A 16166-nucleotide genomic window follows, 5' to 3' on the forward strand; every position below is an offset into this window, starting at 1 on the left:
CCTGTGCGAAAGTAGGTCACCGCCAGGCACCTACCTCAAGCCCCTCCCGCTCCAACGCGGCAGGGGCTTTTTATTGCACACCACTTAGACCATACCCTTCACAGACCTCTCATCATAGCTCTGGCTCGCCGCCGCCATCGTTTTGCCTGAATCTCCTGCCTCAACACGCGCCGCGTTGGAACGTTTACAGCTGATCCGGACGACCGGGCTCGAAGGCCTCCAGTACGCTTATCGAGCCCAACGCGTAGAGGAAGGGACTACTGACGCTTCCCCGGGGCTCCTTCCTTTCTGGCAGTGCCGCTAGTTGTGGTTTCCCCGCGCGTATCGGCAATCTCGGCTTCGGCCTGCAGCCAGTCGATTAGTTCGGGACCCGTTACGCAGCCGCGGGAGTGGGCCTTGAAGTAAGCCAGCCTGGCAATGCGAACCCGGCAGAGTTCAGCATCGGGATCGCCACGCGCACGGAGTTGCTCTGCCAGTCCACTCAGAGCCCCTGTGTCGTGTGTCAGGGTATGTGCGTCAGTCATGTTCGGCAGCCTCGGCACGCAAGGGAATAAAAGGCTGATGTCGTGGACGGCAGGTACCGCTCGAACGTCGCATCGATGTCCCGGCCACATTCGTATCATGCACACGGTTGGCATCGTCTTGATATCCGTACGACTACCTGGGTATGCCCAAGGTTGGGATTCTCCCGCCGCGACGCGGGGTGTTACCATTCCCCGGACCCGCATCCAACAACAAGGGTGGCGGTCCTTGGCTGCGTCTAGCGGTCTTCATTTCTGACCAGCGGCGCACGGGGGGCGAGTTGACTTGCGGTGCGGCAGCGGTCAACTGTCACCAAGGGCGCTATGGGCGGAACCGCCGAGAATGACATGCGGCATGCGCTGTACTGCACCGATTCAACCGTCTATATCGTGGACGACGACGCGGGGGTTTGCGACGCGCTAAGTACTGTGTTGCGGGCTGAAGGCTTCAAGACGAGCTGCTTTCAGACCGGCTCGGCCTTTCTCGCGTCGTGTCACCCCGGAATGCGAGGTTGTCTGTTGCTCGATCTGTGTATGCCCGACTGTACGGGGTTGGAGATACAAAAGGCGCTTGCCCAACATGAGGTTCAAATCCCCGTCATTTTTCTGACGGGCTACGGCACCCTTCCGACCTCCTCCGAGGCCTTCCGCGCGGGTGCCCTCGACTTTTTGCAGAAGCCCGTCGAGCGCGACCTCCTCGTGACAAGGGTGTCTGAGGCTATCAACATGGATGTGAAGCACTGCGCTCACGGCTTGCAGGCCCTGTCGGTCAGGCAGCGCTATTCGCAACTGAGTGGCCGGGAGCGGGAGGTCCTTCGATTCGTTGTGAACGGCTTGTCTACCAAGGAAATGGCCCGGGAAATGGGTCTCAGCCACCGGACCGTGGACACGCACCGAGCTCACCTGATGCGGAAGATGGGCTGTTCTAACCTGTTGCAGCTGATGAGGGAGATCGGGCCTCTGCTGCAGGAAGACGGACTCTTTGAGTGATCCTCGGTCATGTCCGGGAAAAGTCCCAATCAGGAATGATGACTCCTGAAGGCGACGCAGGAGGCTCGGCGGGCATCAACCAGGGATGCAGCCGGCAGTCACTGGAGGCCTTGCTATGTGCGATCCCGCTGCGTCTGGGCCTGCTTGACCTTGAGCTTCGTTTTGTTTGGGTGGGGCCCGGTCTGGGGCGTGCCCTTGGATTTGACGCCGAGGACTGCCTCGGGCGCTCGATCCGGGAAGTCGCGCCGGCTCTCGCCGATTGGCTGGAACCGCTGATCGCCGAACTCCTGGCGACCGTGCCGGCTGTTGGTGCGCGCGCGTTCACGGTGGGGAATTGTCCCGGTGACGAATCCGATGATGCAGGCCGCGTCGAGTTGCGACTCGTGACTGCTGCCGGGGGTGGAATCATCGGAGTCGCCATCGTTGTTTCGCCCGCGGCCAGTGCGTTACTGGATGCAAGGAGGCTCGTCGCAACCCGCGAGTCTGCATGGTGTAAGTTCGTCGAGCGCTTCGCTCATGATCTCAGGAACCCCCTGACCCCGATTTTGGCGGCCGCACAGTTGCTGCGTCGGCATGGCGTAGCAAAGGCCGAGATCGTGGAATGGGCAGCGGTTGCGATCGAGCGACAGGTGCGGCAGTTGAATAGCCGCCTTGACGATGTAGTCGCCTTGGCGCAGGCAAAGCAGGGAGCGCTCGTGGTAACCGAGGGGGATCTGGATCTCGGAGCTATCCTCGAGCAGGTCATCGCCGAGTTTCTGCCTCTGGTGCAAGCGGGTGGGCTGATGCTGGAAACGGATTTTCCCCGGAGTGGCCTTCCGGTTCGTGGAGAAAAGGTGAGGCTTGAACGGATTCTAGGGGTTCTGTTGACGCGTGCCATCGACACCACACCGAGCGGTGGAAACATCAAAATCCAAGCGGTCAAAAAAAATGACCAGATCCTGGTGCGGGTCCACGATAGCGGTGTTGGCTTTGAAACCATGATGTCCGAGTCGGTGTTCGATCCATTCGGCCCTGAAGATCCCTCATCCCAAACGAGGCGGAACCATAATGACCATGTTGGACTGGCGCTGGCCCGGGCGCTCGTCAGGCGAATGCAAGGCAGCCTGACGGCGTTTAGTGCAGGCATGGGCCGCGGTGCCGAGTTCGTGCTGCGGCTACCGATCGCCGATACGTCCCACTTTGGGGAGGCTCTGCAAGATGCACCTCAGGGCAACCTCTCGAGCCGATGCTGAGCTTTGAACATTGAAGAGAGTACAGGCTTTTCCTCCGAATCCGGCGTGGTCGTACGCACCCACCTGACTGGTGTAGGTAGTCTTGCCCATAGACTCTTCGGGGTGGCACTGGCAACCTGCCACTGCAGCCGCGCTTGAATTCTCTCATGCCGGCCGAGTTTGTAGGGTGACAGGCAACGGCAGAAAATCGAATGACGATTAATCACGGTTTGCAGGATTGGCAGCTTGGCTTCAAATCTGCGGTGTCCGGATGGGCGGATATCCCACCCGCCGGAGTCGACAGCGCGCAGTGGCTATCCGGTTGGCGAGAAGGACGCCGGATGCGTCTGGAGACTGAGCGGCAGCGACCTGACGCCAGGCCGGAATGCTGCCCACGCCATCAGGTGCCGGTAAACTAAAGTGCGCTGCATAGGCTTTGCCGGGATCCCTGAGGGCCGAATCTCGAGAGCGTTTCGTGCCCGCGGGAGAGACTCGGTACGACTCGCAGCCAATCCGTTTCACCCCGCGACCTCGTCAGCTGGGGCTGACTGACCCGCCGCAGTTGCGCGGGATCAAGCGCGCATGCCCCCGTGCCGATGGGGATCGATAGCTCTGGGTCCCCCGGTATTGCTCCTCCGGCCTGTATGGGCACGCCCTCCTTCGCTGACAGACATCCTTGGTCTTACCGAGATCCAGCCTTACGATTTCGTCGTGGCTTCAGGTGTCCTGGCTCTGGATCGAATCTGTGACGCGTCTCTCAGAATAGTCCCTATGGAAATCTCGCGGCGGGCCGATGTCTAGCCCGAACGGAACAAAAAACTGTGACCGCCTCGGGAGAAACCTCAATGGACGCCGACCCCCGCTTCAGCACAACCGGCCCGGATGACCCCGACGGCGACCCGATGGTCTTCGAGGCGGCACCCGAGGAGTCGCACGTGGCGGTCGAGCGGGACGCTGGGGTGATCGGCGCCTTCTCCACGGAGAGCGTTGAGCGGGATCTGACGCAGACCTACTTCCATGAACTGGCCCACGCGCGGCGGTTGACCGCGGACGAGGAGAAGCACTATGGCGCGTTGGCGCGCGCGGGCGATGCCGCGGCGTTCCGGGTGATGGTGGAGTGTAATCTGCGCCTGGTAGTGAAGTTGGCGCGACGCCATCGCAACCGTGGTCTGCCGTTGTTGGACCTAATCGAGGAGGGCAATCTGGGATTGATACACGCGGTAGAGAAGTTCGAGCCGGAGCGGGGGTTTCGCTTTTCGACCTATGCGGGGTGGTGGATACGGCAGGAGATCGAGAAGGCGATCATGAACCAGTCGCGGACGATCCGGTTGCCGATTCATGTGGTGAAGGAGCTGAACAGCTATTTGCGCGCCTATCGGCAGTTGACGACGTGTCTGCCGCGGGACCCCGTGGTGCGGGATGTGGCGGCGCGGGTCGGGGCGCCGGCGGCGGTGGTGCAGTATGTGCTGCATCTGAACGAGCAGCCGGTCTCGCTGGACACACCGGTGAAGTTGGGTTCGGAGCAGCCGCTCGTGGACACGCTGGCGGACGAGGCGCAGGTGGACGTGACCGAGCGGTTGCACGCGGCGGCGGTCCGGCGGCAGCTACCGCTCTGGCTGGGGCAGTTGTTGCCGGTGCAGCAGGTGATTCTGCAGAGGCGCTTTGGGCTGGACGGTGGCGATGGGGCGACGCTGGAGCGGATTGGTGCCGACTTGGGCCTGCCGCGCGAGCGCGTTCGGCAGTTGCAGAACGCCGCCCTGAAAGACCTGAAGCAACGAGCCGAGCAACAAGGCTACGACGCCGACCTGCTGTTCCACTGAACCAAGATGTGAGATCGGAGCGAAGACAGAAGCTCAGTTTCCGGCATCCGGGAATGATAACAATCGAGGTGAGCACGAATGAACGCCAAGCCGCTTTTGTGCGCCGCGCTGTCGCTTATGGAATCGGTTGCGATGGCTGGCAGCTTCATTTCCGCTGGAGGACCTGCAGTTCAGGGCCAATACATCGTCAAGCTCAGAGACGACATGCCCAGCTTCCAGGCACGTGAGGCGCTTCTGCAAAACTTGGTGGAGACGCGAGAAGGCAGAATGCGGCGTGCGTTCGCCGCTGTGTTGAACGCCGGGGTCGTGACGCTGACCGAACCACAGGCCCGCGCGCTGGCGCGGCTGCCCATGGTCGACTATGTCGAGGAAGATGCCCTGATCTGGGCGAGTGAGATCCAAAGCCCAGCGACTTGGGGTATCGACCGCATCGATCAGCAGGAACTTCCGCTGAACAATAGTTATGGATACTCGGCCACTGGACGCGGGGTAACCGTATACGTGATCGACACGGGCATTCAACTTGATCACTTGGAATTCGGCGGGCGTGCACGGATCGGTACGGATGTCATCGGCGGGGACGGCAGGGACTGCAATGGTCACGGCACCCATGTCGCCGGCAGCAGTGGCGGGGCTGTCTATGGGATTGCGAAAGATGCTGCAATTGTGGCGGTGCGCGTGCTGGACTGCAACGGCGTGGGAACCATCAGCGGCGTGATCGCCGGGGTCGATTGGGTGACGGGGAATGCAGTGAAACCCTCCATCGCCAACATGAGCCTGAGCAGTGGAGCAAGCGCTTCGCTCGATACGGCCGTACGTAATTCACTCGCGACAGGAATCACTTATACCGTGGCCGCGGGTAATGCAGGTGCCAATGCCTGCTACTATTCGCCGGCGAGAGTCCCGGGTGCGATTACCGTCGGGGCAACCACTGCTAACGATGTACGAGCCTCGTACTCGAATTTCGGTAAATGCCTGGATTTGTTCGCGCCCGGTTCGTCTGTTAAGTCCGCCTGGGTTGGTAGTGAGTCGTCGACCAACACGATCAGTGGCACATCGATGGCCGCCCCGCACGCGGCTGGGGTCGCGGCGCAGTATCTGCAAACACATCCGGCCGCCGGGCCGACTGCCGTGCGCAACGCGCTCGTCGGGGCGGCAGCGTTAAACAAGCTGACACGTATTGGCTCGGGCTCGCCAAACGCGCTGATTCAAACCATCGTTCCCTGAATCTGGCCGAGTGCAGGAGAGTCGGCCCGCGCAGATGCAGGCCGACCTTCAAACGAGCGTACGAGAGTTACCAGGCCCAGACCGATGAAGGCGGCAGCTGATCGAAGACCTTTTCGGGAACCTCGCTCGCAAACCAGTCCACTGCGTTCTGCCCCCGGGATTCTACGAACTTGGTAAATGCGGGATACGCCGTCGTAATCTTTTCCTGTTCCAACGGCCAACGCCACTTCTCGCTAGGCATCAGCATGCCGAACGGGTTGCCATTCGCATCCTTGAAGTCTGGGTTAACTTCGAGCAACTGAATGTTTTTCCCGGTGTTGCGCACGTACAAATAAGGATCGAAGGGAGCTGCGCCGAGCGTCGAGGGGTCAGCCGGCTCAGCCAGAACGATCAGGAAAACACTGCGGGGACCCGTTACCGGGGGACGGCTCGAGTGGGTGTTCAGCATGGACGAAGCACCCTTCGGATCCGAGAAGATTTTCACGGTATCACCGAACATTGTGACGTCGATCGTGCCGCTGAATTCGCCCGGATTGCGGGCGCTGCAAGGGCCCTCATATTTCGGATGCTGTAGCGTGACGGTGCACGACAGTTTGCCCCTAATCGCGTCCGGGAGGGGCAGTCGCAGGTGCCAGTCGTGACTGTACATGGCTCCGCGCGCCAGGATATATGCCGACCCGCCGATGGCCACGACTTTATTGTCGGCATTCAGCCCGTGTTTCACCTGGTACGCGACGACCAAGTCATTGAAGTCGTAGTCACCCACGTTGGGGTAGAGGTCTTCGTAGGCCGCTATATAGAACGTATCGGCTGACGGGAAGTAGTTCCAGCTTTGAACGGTTGCAGCATCGAGCGGGGTTGTGGGGTTGCTTGGTACGCTGGGGTCGCCGATCGGCTGGGTCAACTCGACGATGGGTGCGTCGAGGCGGCCAGGTGCGACTTTGTTCAGATAGGCGGCGTCCTCGGGTACCAGGATGGCCAAGTCTTCAAAGCCGCCACTGAAGTCGTAGAAGGCTTCGGGATCACCCTGGGCACTGTCCGTGGTCAACAGTGTGACCGATAGTATCGCCGAGGTAACCCCCCGTATGTCGTCGGGTACCTTGATTCTGATCATGCTATCGAAGGTCGCTTGAATACGATTTGCTGCGGTGATCCGGCTCGATCCGCTGTCGCCAAGCAGCGTGTAATAGGGTCGTCGCTCGGGATCACCTTTCTCCATGACCCAGGACTGCGTCTCGGTGGAGACATGGCCGTCGGCGAGCGTATAGGCCTTACTGGCTCCGTCCTTGTAACCCAAAATCAATGCGATGTCCTTGATTGCAACGCCCTGGCTGGTCGATTTCTCCAGTCCCTTGCTGTTCTCGTTGATGTCGGCCGCCAGAACGATTTGGTTGTCGAACCGGTAGGTCTCGAGCTGCTCGGGCGTAACATCCTTCATCAGATCGATCTTCCCGATGCCTTGCTTGATGGTGTCGGTCAGCCGTAGGGACTCGATCGCGTTGGCGTTTACGCTGAAGAGGCTTGAGGCGCCTAACAGCAGTCCTGAGATGCGGGATAGGGTGTTCATGTCAAGAGTTCCGTGTTCGAGTGGGAGCGGGGCTCCGCAAGTGAATTGGGGGGGGGGTGAAGCGGCGTTCGTGTCAGAGAACGACAGGGATCGTGCCCGACGCATTCAGGCCTTGTCCGAACACTTCATACTGAATCGCCTGCGCCGTGGAAGGCAGGCTGAGCTTGATAGCCAGCTGCGCCACATCCGTGACGCGCCCCAAGAACAACAATTTCTGGCCCGAGGTCGAAGCTGCGTCGGCCACGTAGAGCTTAACGAATGTCGCCATGGCGACTAGGTCCCTCGTGAAGAGTTCCGGAAGGTGGTCCGCAGTAATGGTCATCTGGTTGCGGAAATTGCCGAAGCGGAACTGGCGTTTGAAGTCTAGGCCACGGATATCCTGGTCGCGGGTTTTGATGACGGCGTGGGTTGCAACGGCATTCCAGACGTATGTCTCGAACCGTTCATCGCGAATCTCGATAGCGTAAGCTCCCGGTTTGTTCATGCGGAAACGGTAGCGGCCTTGTCCGTTGCTGGCGTTTTGTCGCAGGCAGACTCGATCCGATCCGGGCACGGCCCCTGCGGGCAGCAGACAGACATTGACGCCCGATAGTGCCCGGCCGGACTCGTCGGACACCTTGCCGGCGATGATGCCAGCGTGCGCGGCCGGTGCGATAGAGAAAAGAAGGAAGATCGTTGTCGCGAGCAGAGTCAGAGCTTTCATACTGGTTCCGTTGGGAAGGTGGCCCGAAGACCGGTCAAAATGGCAGATCACGACCTGCATAGCGCACGGGCCGTGCCAACTTAAATAACCCTGAAAAACCAGTGACCTGAAAATATGTGCATTCTAGAAGACACTCATGAGACAGTTTGGAACTGTCTCATGAGTGTCTCGCGGATGTCTCGCAAGACAGGTATATCGAGGCCGGGCTGGCCCCGAAAGCACCTAACAGGCTAGTCTTCGACGTTGAGTTCGAGTTCTCGCAGCCGACGATAAAATGTCGCGCGGCTGATTCCTAGGCGTTTGGCCGCTTGACTGCGGTTGCCCCTTGAGGCGTTCAATGCCGCCAAAATGCGAGATCGTTCGTCGGTTTCATCCGCAAGTTGAGCAGGGAAGGGCTCCGTCGTGGCGCTGACGCACGCCTGCCGCAGCTCCGGTGGGAGTTCGTCGGGACGGACCCGGGGACCGGCGGCACAGATGACGGCGTAATCAACGCAGGACTTGAGCTCGCGGACATTACCGGGCCATTCGTAGCTGAGCAGAGATTGCAGGGTCTCGGGAGCAAGGCCTGAGAGGGACTTGCCAGCCTGACTGCACGCATCGCGGAGGAAGTGTTCAACCAGCAGCGGAATGTCGGTCCTCCGGTTCCGTAGCGGTGGGACGGTGATCCGGGCGACTCGGAGGCGAAACAGGAGGTCCTCGCGAAAACGCCCGGCCCTGACCTCGGCCGCCAAGTCCTTGTGGGACGCCGCGATGACTCGCACGTCCACAGGGCGGGGGCGGGTTTCGCCCAGTCGCGTGACCTCGCGCTCTTGCAGCACCCGCAGCAGGCTAGCCTGCATGGAAAGCGGCAGGTCGCCGATTTCGTCCAGGAACAAGGTGCCTCCGGAGGCGGCCTCGAAGTAGCCTTGCTGGTCGCTGGTGGCGCCGGTGAACGCACCCTTTCGGTGACCGAAAAGCTGGCTGGCCAACAGCGATTCGCTCAAGCCGGCGGAGTTAACGGCTACGAATGGGCCTTGCTTGCGAGGCCCCCCGTCATGAACGGCGCGCGCGACCAACTCTTTGCCGGAGCCGGTTTCGCCTTCGATCAATACGGTCCAGGCGCCGCGCGCGATGTCGGCAATCAGGCGATGCAGCCGCTGCATCGGTTCGCTGTCTCCGATCAGCGCGCCCCGGGTCCGCGCTTCGAGCCGCTGACGCAATCGATACAATTCCGTTACGTCATAGACCACTGCGATCCGACGGGAGGGGTCCCGGGGATCATCCTTGATGCTGCATTCGGTCCAATGCTCGGCGCCAGCGTCATCGGACCAGCCCAACTGCACCGACCTCCGGTTAACGGGAGGCGCACCGAGGTTATGCCACAGTTCGGCGACAGTCGATGCCGGTAATGGCAGCAGGTTGGGCAATATCTGGCCGGTTACCTGTGAAGGAGGCAGGGCCAATACGGTTTCACAAGAAGCGCTCGCGAACGTGATCATGCCATTGCCGTCGACGATCAGCGTCGCGCAGGCGAACTGATTCAGGATTGCGGTCAGGTCGTCCCTATTGCGGAGTAGTTCTAGACTCAACTGTTCCAGGCGCGAGACGGCTTCCCTGCGCTCGGAAATATCGGCCTGGATGGCCAAGTAGTGGGTTGGATGGCCGTCGTCGTCGAATACCGGCGTCAACGAGAGTTCAACCCAGAAGCGGGTGCCGTCCTTGCGAAACTGGGGCGCCTCCATCCGTGCTTCTCTACGCTCGGCGATCGCCGACTCGATCGCTGCTGCCGTTGCCGCATCATGATTCGCGGCATGCAGGAAATGCCAGCTCTGGCCCAGCACTTCCTCTGCGGTGTATCCGGTGAGGCGCTCGAATGCTGCGTTGACATACACCAGAGGCATGTTCGAGCGTCGAGCGTCGATGATGGCGATGCCGTTCAACACCGAATCCAGGGCGAGTATGCCAAGAGGTGCTGTTTCCAGGTGTTCGAGAAGACGGTCGCGTTGGACTGCCAGTGCCCGGAGTTCCTGTTCTCGTCGCGATACGTCGCGATGCAGAGCCACCAGATACACCGTCTCGCCGCCCTCGGCAGGTAAGCGTGCGAGGTAAAGCTCGTCGTCGAAAAGGGTTCCGTCGCGGCGCAGGCCGGTAGCGGCCAGACGCTGCGGTTGCCCATCGCGTAACGCGTCGCGGGCTGAGCCCAGAACCCGCTGGGCGTCAGTTTCGTCAAAGAACCGGAGGATGCTGTTGCCGTCGATTTCGGAACCGCTGAAACCGGTGAGTTCCTCGAAGGCATGGTTTACGAACACCACGGGGCAGGCCGGGTCGCTTGCGTCGAAAATGGTGATCGCCTCGGGTAGCATATGGCAGACCCGACGAAGATCAAACGGATCGGATCGACTCATTGCTGTCCACCGCAAGTCTGCGGCCTTCCAAGTCCGGCCGGGCACTCCCGGCATGATGGCCTTACAGCGAAAGGATGCCTCAGGCTCGGCACGTCCGCTTCGTGCCACAGTGTGAGGGTACGGCGCAGCGGGCGCAGCGTTGGTTCACTGTGCCGGTGGCAAAGGCTGTGCGTACTCCCCTGGACTGCAACCGGGGCGGCACAGCGGTAGCTCCGTTGCATTGTGACAATCGGATCCCACTTCAGTCTCATCCGCTGTGTCGAGCATGCAACGGCGGATCGCTTGCCGCGGAGAGGCGGAGATCCGGTGAGAGAAGGCGTCCGCGGCCGAGCGTGCAGCCAGAGTAGGGCGTCCTCTCCGACGGTCCGTTTTCCCGATGATGCGTGATCCAACAGCGCCGCAGGAACGCCGCACGATGGCGCTAGACCTGTTGGTCTGCAGAGCCGATGGTGGATTGTCCTTGATCCGAAGGTAATCACGGAGTATCCTTACTGGCTAAGTCTATCAGTGTGCGAGTCGAGACGTCGCCTCGCTACGCGGGTCGCGCAACTTGCGTTGCGGCGGTCAAAAGGCGATAATAATCACATGGCTACGTAGCTCAGTTGGTTAGAGCACGCGATTCATAATCGCGATGTCGGTGGTTCAAGTCCACCCGTAGCCACCACAGTCTAACCTCACTGCCATTTGCTGCCTATTTTTCTCCGGCGTGCCGCCGCGCGGCTACGCTCGTCGAGATTCGCGTAAAATTCGGGTTCAAGATCCGCCACAAGCGACCTGAGAGTTCCGTATCACACGCAAGGCTTCCTCCACGGTCCCGACCGGGTGCAGGAAATCCACGTCTTCAGCCGCTATCGTCCCTTCGCCGAACATCGTGTCGCGCATGAACACGCTTAAGTGATCCCAGAATTCCTCACCCATCGCTACGACCGGGAAACGCTCAAGTTTGCCGGTTTGCACCAGCGTGATCACCTCGAAGGCTTCGTCGAGTGTGCCAAAGCCTCCGGGCATCACCACGAAGGCACAAGAGTACTTGACGAGCATGACCTTGCGCACGAAAAAGTGCTCGAATTCGATGAAGCGGTCCAGATACGCATTCGGCTTCTGCTCGCGAGGGAGTTGGATGTTGCAGCCCAGGCTCAGCCCACCGCCCTCGCGCGCTCCGCGATTCGCGGCTTCCATGATACCTGGACCGCCGCCGGTCATAACCGCATAGCCGGCCCCCGCCAGCCCTTTTCCCAATGCCCGCGCCAACTCGTAATAGCGGTGCCCCTCGGCGAAGCGGGCTGAGCCGAATACGGTGACACAAGGTCCCTCGAACTCAAAGCTTTCGAAGCCTTTCAGGAATTCCAGAAAGAATTTGACGGCACTTTCCAGATCTTCACCACGCTTCTGCCGTCCGCGCAGAAAGAGCTTTTCCGCGCCCTGGATCTTCCCCAGCAAGGAGTAAGGGTCATTGTCGAAGGGCTGCACGCGATTTTCCCTCTTCCCCGAGTTGGGGCGGACATCGGAGCCTCACAGCAGGCCGCGCCCGGCCCTTTCCAATCCGCCAATCGAAAACCTTTAAAAGGACTTCTCCGCCGCCTTCAGATGCGTCACCGCGCCAAACGCTGCTTCTTCTGCGGCGCTGGCGTTGCCCTTCTTCCCCTCCGCAATGGCGGCGTCCAGATTCTTGATCGCCGCATCCAGGTGCGGGTTCGGGCGCTCTTGCTGTGCCGCTTCCGCATGGGTCTTGGCCGCTGCCGCGTGCTCAGCGACGGCGGCAGCATTTCCCTGCTTGCCGCTATCCAGCGCAGCCTGCGCCTGTTTCATGGCTTCCGCTTTGTGGTCCTCGGCCGCTGACGTGACGGCGAAACCGAGAGTGAGCACGGTAATGATTACCGGCAGGAGCCGCTTGAATCGGGTTTGCATGGAGATCTCCAAGTTTGTTTGTTCTATCGTCAGCCGTTCGCCACTTCAGCCACCGGAAGGAACGTAGAGGCTTCGGACAGCCCATCCGTCCGCTATCCGACACGGGATGGCGCGCCGTGTTCGCCGTGTCGCTCGTCTTCATCCGGCGGCAGCGACGGGCTGAGCAACTACACTTCAAGTCGGTTCAAAACACAATCCCTCACCGAATGGGACCTCGCAGAGTGCACCCGCTCCGCGTGGCGACTCAGGAAACGACGATGGACGGCTTGCTGATCGTGTCATTCGGGCTCCTTCAGATCGCGGATGGAGCCATCACCTATATCGGGCTCCACTGCTCCGAGATCGACGAAGCGAATCCCTTGGCGAGCTTTTGCTTCGAAACCTTCGGTCTCGGAACTTCGATCGCGACGATGAAACTCCTTGGGCTGGCCTTTCTCGCCTTCGTTTTCATTCGACGCCATCGGATACGCAGTGCCTGGGTTACCGGAACACTATGCGGTGTGGTCGCTGCCTATTGCTGGGTCGTCGCTCAGAATCTTTCTCTGGTCCTCGCGACCTAAACCTGTGCCGGTCTAGCCCTGGTCATGCGGTCCCGGCGTCCAGCGGAGCGACCGCGGTGCCTGGATCACAATACCCGGGTCACGCTCAGCCAGTCTCCGCCGAGTGCGGCGTTGGCCTGCTCGATCGCCTGGAGCGACCCAACGGCCACGACGTGTCCGTGGCTGGCCACGTCGTCGAGCACCCTCGCAAAATCGTGAAAGTGCCGTAGGTCCGTGGCCAGAACCTCATCCCTGATTTGCTGCCTCAGCGGATCGTTCAATGCGGCCAGATGATGTCGCAGCGCCGTATAACCCTTCGCATCGGGGAGCATGTAGCGGTCCAGGCTGCCGATCACGCCAATGATCGCGCGTTCGACTTCGGCGCGGTCAGGTGGTTGGGTGCGCAGGAATTCCGCTGTTCGATCGTAGATCTGCACGGTTTGGGCGAGATTGGGATCGCGGTAGGAGGAGTACATGAAGACCCCACTAAGCGGGTCGAAGCGACAGCTACCGCCATAGGCCCCGCCGCGGACACGAACACGTTCCCACAGATAGGTCGTCGAAAGCCAGTTCTGAACGACCAGCCAGGACCCATGCAAGGCATGGCCGAGCGCATAGACATCAGCCCCCTTGGCCACGAAGTTCACTTGTGCCGGAACGGTAAGTCCTTCGTTGTAAGCAGCCTCGGGAATTCGCGAAATGCCGGACATTCCGGCGGCACCGCTCGGTAGGAGATGAATGAAGGCCTCGAGTCGTGGCTGAATGGCCATTCGTGTAGCGGTATCGGCAGTCGCATTCATCGTCAGCCCAGCGGCTGTGATCAGGGTATCCCGGACACATTCCAAATCCCGGAGGACACCCTCCCAGTCGCCGTCGACCCGCGCGGCGAGCTGTCGCAGGAAGAACAGGTAGCTGATGCCGTCGGTCTGTTCGGCGACCCAGTCTGCGGCATTCAATCGGGCCCGCAGACGCAGTTCGGCAAAGGCGTTGCCGTGAGGAACCAACTCGCTTTCAATACCGGCCTTTTCCTCAAGGACGATCTGCCGGAACCGTTCCCGGTCGTCGAATCGCGCGGTCAGCAGGATCTCGCTCAGGAGGTCCAGCAGATCTTCCACATGGGTCGCGGTGCACTTGCTGCGAAGGACAAACAGCGATAGTCCGACGCGGGTATCGAGCCGCAGCGTATTGATCGCCGTCGCGCCGATGCCCCCGGTTTTGCCCCCGATGCTTTGGGTCAGCGTGACGAAGTCCTTTCTCTCGGTTCCCATCTCGAGCAGCGCAGAGCCGAACAGGCCCAGGTAGGGCGTGAGGCTTGTGGGGACGCCGCGGATATCAAACGCGAGATCCAGGTAGACGATTCCATGGGTTGGAAGCTCGTGGTAAAGAATGCTGGCGGTAGGGTGGATGTCGATCTCGGTCGGGATCGTCTTGATCAGCGGCTCAAGATCACCCGGCCTCAGCGTCGGTACCGTCGCCAGCGCATCCGGGGTGTCAGGCGTGGTCTGCAGTGCCTTCAGCGTTGCGGTGTCCGCGGCGAGCCGCTGCAACTCCTCGGCGCTGAGACTGGCAGCGACTTGTTCCAGTCGGCGTTGCTCCGCTTTCTCCCGTTGGGCCAGCCAAGTATCGTCGGGGAGCATCACAACGGTAGTGCGGTGCGTGTTCTCGACGAACATCTCACGGATTATTTGCCGAAAGGGGTCGTCGCTCGTCGCCAGCTTTTTCTTTAGGGCCAGAAGTGGGGCCTCGAAGGCAAGTGGTGCCAGAGGATCACCGTCGTATAGCCAGTATTGGAGGGACTGGATCAGGTAGGCGATGCCGCGTGGGAAGCCGCCAAAATTCGCCTCCCGCAGGTTGAACTCGACCGTGTTCAGCGACGCCTCGATGAGACCCGCTTCGAAGCCGGCCTCCGCCAAGTCCCGCAGGGTGTCCAAGATCAGCGCTTCCGTCGCCTCGACGTCGGCGGGGTCCACGCCCTTAAGCCCGATCGGGAAATAGGCTTCGCGGCAGTCACTGTCGACATAGCCGCCCGTGACATCCTCGCCGAGGCCGCTGTCGGTGAGGCGCTTGCGCAGCGGTGAAGCGGGCGTGCCGGCCAGCATGTGGGACAGGATCTCCAGCGTCAATGCGGTCTCGGGGTCACGCAATTCGCCCAGCAGCCAGTTGACCGAGACATAGGCCAGCGGCGCCTCCGCATCCTCACCGGGATCGTAGGCCTCAACTTGTCGCCGCGGTGCAGGCCAGCGGGGCTGCAGGGGCAGCTCCGGTGTTAACTCGATAGCCTGGAATCCGCTCAGCCACGCGTCCAGATAGCGCAGTCGCTCCTCGGGGTCGTCATCACCGTAGAAAAAAATACGGGCATTGGATGGATGGTAAAACGTGGCGTGAAAGGCTTTGAAGCGGTCGTAGGTGAGATCAGGGATCACGGCCGGATCGCCTCCGGAGTCGTGTCCATAAATGGTGTCCGGGAACAGTGAACGGCGCACATACTCGCCGAGCATCGAGTCAGGCGAGGAATAGTTCCCCTTCATTTCGTTGAAGACGACGCCCTTGAAGCGGAGTGCGTCCGACGGATCTTCGAGTTCGTAATGCCAACCCTCTTGCATGAGGGTCCACCGCGTCAGATTCGGGTAGAAGACCGCATCGAGGTACACGTCGATCAGGTTGTAAAGATCCTTGGCATGTTGCGAGGCGACTGGATAAACCGTGTGGTCGGGCCAGGTCATCGCATTGACGAAAGTATTGAGCGAGGCCTTGATCAGTTCCACGAACGGTTCTTTCAACGGATAGCGACGGGAGCCGCAAAGCACGCTGTGTTCCATGACATGCGCGATGCCCGTGCTGTCGTTCGATGGGGTCGCGAATGCAATACCAAACACCTTGTTTTCGTCGTCATTGATGAGGCTGACGAACTCGGTGCCGGTAACCGTATGCCGGTAGACACGGGCCAGGGCGCCGATCTCCGGGATCATTCTTTCTTCGCACAGCGCGAAGCGGTGATGGGTTGTTTTCATGGCCGGTAGCATACCATCGACCGTGCCCGGCGGCCCCGGATCGACGCTCTTGCCAGGGCCAGTAGGTGAGCCATGAGGCGTCAAGATTCTTTACAGTCCCCGATTCGGTGCAGTGGCAGTGTCACCTTGTATCGGGGAAGCTCTTGCGAAGCTTTTTGTTATCAATGACCTAGCGCGGGGGTAAAAGATATGGCGCGTATCGTGCTAAAGTATCTTGGACAGACGCGTTACAGTACCGGGTGGGGGGTAATTGTGAATGCTGAACATCGGCGTCAAGGCCGTGCG

General features: G+C 60.6%; 12 protein-coding genes and 1 tRNA gene. 6 read left to right on the plus strand and 7 right to left on the minus strand.

What is annotated here, in order from left to right; all coding sequences use genetic code 11:
* Positions 1-257 precede the first annotated feature (257 nt).
* Positions 258-524, minus strand: coding sequence for a DUF2934 domain-containing protein (locus tag ACW73L_RS20140; protein WP_498924356.1), 267 nt, complete (start codon positions 522-524; stop codon positions 258-260).
* Between the two features lie 345 nt (positions 525-869).
* On the opposite strand from ACW73L_RS20140, the gene ACW73L_RS20145 reads away from it, so the two are divergent.
* The 4 genes from ACW73L_RS20145 to ACW73L_RS20160 all read left to right on the plus strand — a co-directional run bounded on the left by ACW73L_RS20145 (position 870) and on the right by ACW73L_RS20160 (position 5769).
* Positions 870-1511 (plus strand): response regulator transcription factor, encoded by a 642-nt coding sequence (locus ACW73L_RS20145; protein WP_498924357.1) that lies wholly within the window; start codon positions 870-872, stop codon positions 1509-1511.
* Positions 1512-1549: 38 nt separating this feature from the next.
* The gene (locus ACW73L_RS20150; protein ID WP_498924358.1) at positions 1550-2743 is read left to right on the plus strand and encodes a sensor histidine kinase; all 1194 of its coding nucleotides are present in this window, start codon (positions 1550-1552) and stop codon (positions 2741-2743) included.
* 824 nt (positions 2744-3567) lie between these two features.
* A complete protein-coding gene (locus tag ACW73L_RS20155; RefSeq protein ID WP_498924359.1) occupies positions 3568-4542 on the plus strand; it encodes a sigma-70 family RNA polymerase sigma factor in 975 nt (324 codons plus the stop codon).
* Between the two features lie 78 nt (positions 4543-4620).
* Positions 4621-5769, plus strand: a complete 1149-nt coding sequence (locus ACW73L_RS20160; protein ID WP_498924360.1) for a S8 family peptidase — start codon at positions 4621-4623, stop codon at positions 5767-5769.
* Between the two features lie 67 nt (positions 5770-5836).
* On the opposite strand, the gene ACW73L_RS20165 is transcribed toward ACW73L_RS20160, so the two are convergent.
* The 3 genes from ACW73L_RS20165 to ACW73L_RS20175 form a co-directional block, all read right to left on the minus strand.
* Positions 5837-7336: an LruC domain-containing protein gene (locus tag ACW73L_RS20165; RefSeq protein ID WP_498924361.1), complete on the minus strand. Its 1500-nt coding sequence runs from the start codon at positions 7334-7336 to the stop codon at positions 5837-5839.
* A 73-nt stretch (positions 7337-7409) separates the two neighbouring features.
* Positions 7410-8099: a carboxypeptidase-like regulatory domain-containing protein gene (locus ACW73L_RS20170; RefSeq protein WP_498924362.1), complete on the minus strand. Its 690-nt coding sequence runs from the start codon at positions 8097-8099 to the stop codon at positions 7410-7412.
* A 170-nt stretch (positions 8100-8269) separates the two neighbouring features.
* The gene (locus tag ACW73L_RS20175) at positions 8270-10423 is read right to left on the minus strand and encodes a sigma 54-interacting transcriptional regulator (protein ID WP_498924363.1); all 2154 of its coding nucleotides are present in this window, start codon (positions 10421-10423) and stop codon (positions 8270-8272) included.
* Positions 10424-11010: 587 nt separating this feature from the next.
* On the opposite strand from ACW73L_RS20175, the gene ACW73L_RS20180 reads away from it, so the two are divergent.
* Positions 11011-11087, plus strand: a tRNA-Met gene (locus ACW73L_RS20180).
* An 89-nt stretch (positions 11088-11176) separates the two neighbouring features.
* Here ACW73L_RS20180 and ACW73L_RS20185 read toward each other — a convergent pair.
* Together ACW73L_RS20185 and smbP are read right to left on the minus strand one after the other, a co-directional pair.
* Positions 11177-11893, minus strand: coding sequence for an LOG family protein (locus ACW73L_RS20185; protein WP_498924364.1), 717 nt, complete (start codon positions 11891-11893; stop codon positions 11177-11179).
* Between the two features lie 90 nt (positions 11894-11983).
* Positions 11984-12331 (minus strand): small metal-binding protein SmbP, encoded by a 348-nt coding sequence (smbP, locus tag ACW73L_RS20190; protein ID WP_498924365.1) that lies wholly within the window; start codon positions 12329-12331, stop codon positions 11984-11986.
* Between the two features lie 257 nt (positions 12332-12588).
* On the opposite strand from smbP, the gene ACW73L_RS20195 reads away from it, so the two are divergent.
* Positions 12589-12891, plus strand: a complete 303-nt coding sequence (locus ACW73L_RS20195; protein WP_498924366.1) for a DUF5658 family protein — start codon at positions 12589-12591, stop codon at positions 12889-12891.
* A 65-nt stretch (positions 12892-12956) separates the two neighbouring features.
* On the opposite strand, the gene ACW73L_RS20200 is transcribed toward ACW73L_RS20195, so the two are convergent.
* A complete protein-coding gene (locus tag ACW73L_RS20200; RefSeq protein WP_498924367.1) occupies positions 12957-15881 on the minus strand; it encodes an insulinase family protein in 2925 nt (974 codons plus the stop codon).
* Positions 15882-16166: the final 285 nt, after the last annotated feature.

The organism is Methylolobus aquaticus (assembly GCF_054172105.1).

Bases quoted from the DNA above. Each gene is read 5' to 3' on its own strand.
- ACW73L_RS20160 (WP_498924360.1), top strand. From the start codon at position 4,621: ATGAACGCCAAGCCGCTTTTGTGCGCCGCGCTGTCGCTTATGGAATCG.
- ACW73L_RS20170 (WP_498924362.1), bottom strand. From the start codon at position 8,099: ATGCAGGTCGTGATCTGCCATTTTGACCGGTCTTCGGGCCACCTTCCC.
- ACW73L_RS20195 (WP_498924366.1), top strand. From the start codon at position 12,589: ATGGACGGCTTGCTGATCGTGTCATTCGGGCTCCTTCAGATCGCGGAT.
- ACW73L_RS20140 (WP_498924356.1), bottom strand. From the start codon at position 524: ATGACTGACGCACATACCCTGACACACGACACAGGGGCTCTGAGTGGA.
- ACW73L_RS20175 (WP_498924363.1), bottom strand. From the start codon at position 10,423: ATGAGTCGATCCGATCCGTTTGATCTTCGTCGGGTCTGCCATATGCTA.
- ACW73L_RS20165 (WP_498924361.1), bottom strand. From the start codon at position 7,336: ATGAACACCCTATCCCGCATCTCAGGACTGCTGTTAGGCGCCTCAAGC.
- ACW73L_RS20155 (WP_498924359.1), top strand. From the start codon at position 3,568: ATGGACGCCGACCCCCGCTTCAGCACAACCGGCCCGGATGACCCCGAC.
- ACW73L_RS20150 (WP_498924358.1), top strand. From the start codon at position 1,550: ATGACTCCTGAAGGCGACGCAGGAGGCTCGGCGGGCATCAACCAGGGA.
- smbP (WP_498924365.1), bottom strand. From the start codon at position 12,331: ATGCAAACCCGATTCAAGCGGCTCCTGCCGGTAATCATTACCGTGCTC.
- ACW73L_RS20145 (WP_498924357.1), top strand. From the start codon at position 870: ATGCGGCATGCGCTGTACTGCACCGATTCAACCGTCTATATCGTGGAC.
- ACW73L_RS20200 (WP_498924367.1), bottom strand. From the start codon at position 15,881: ATGAAAACAACCCATCACCGCTTCGCGCTGTGCGAAGAAAGAATGATC.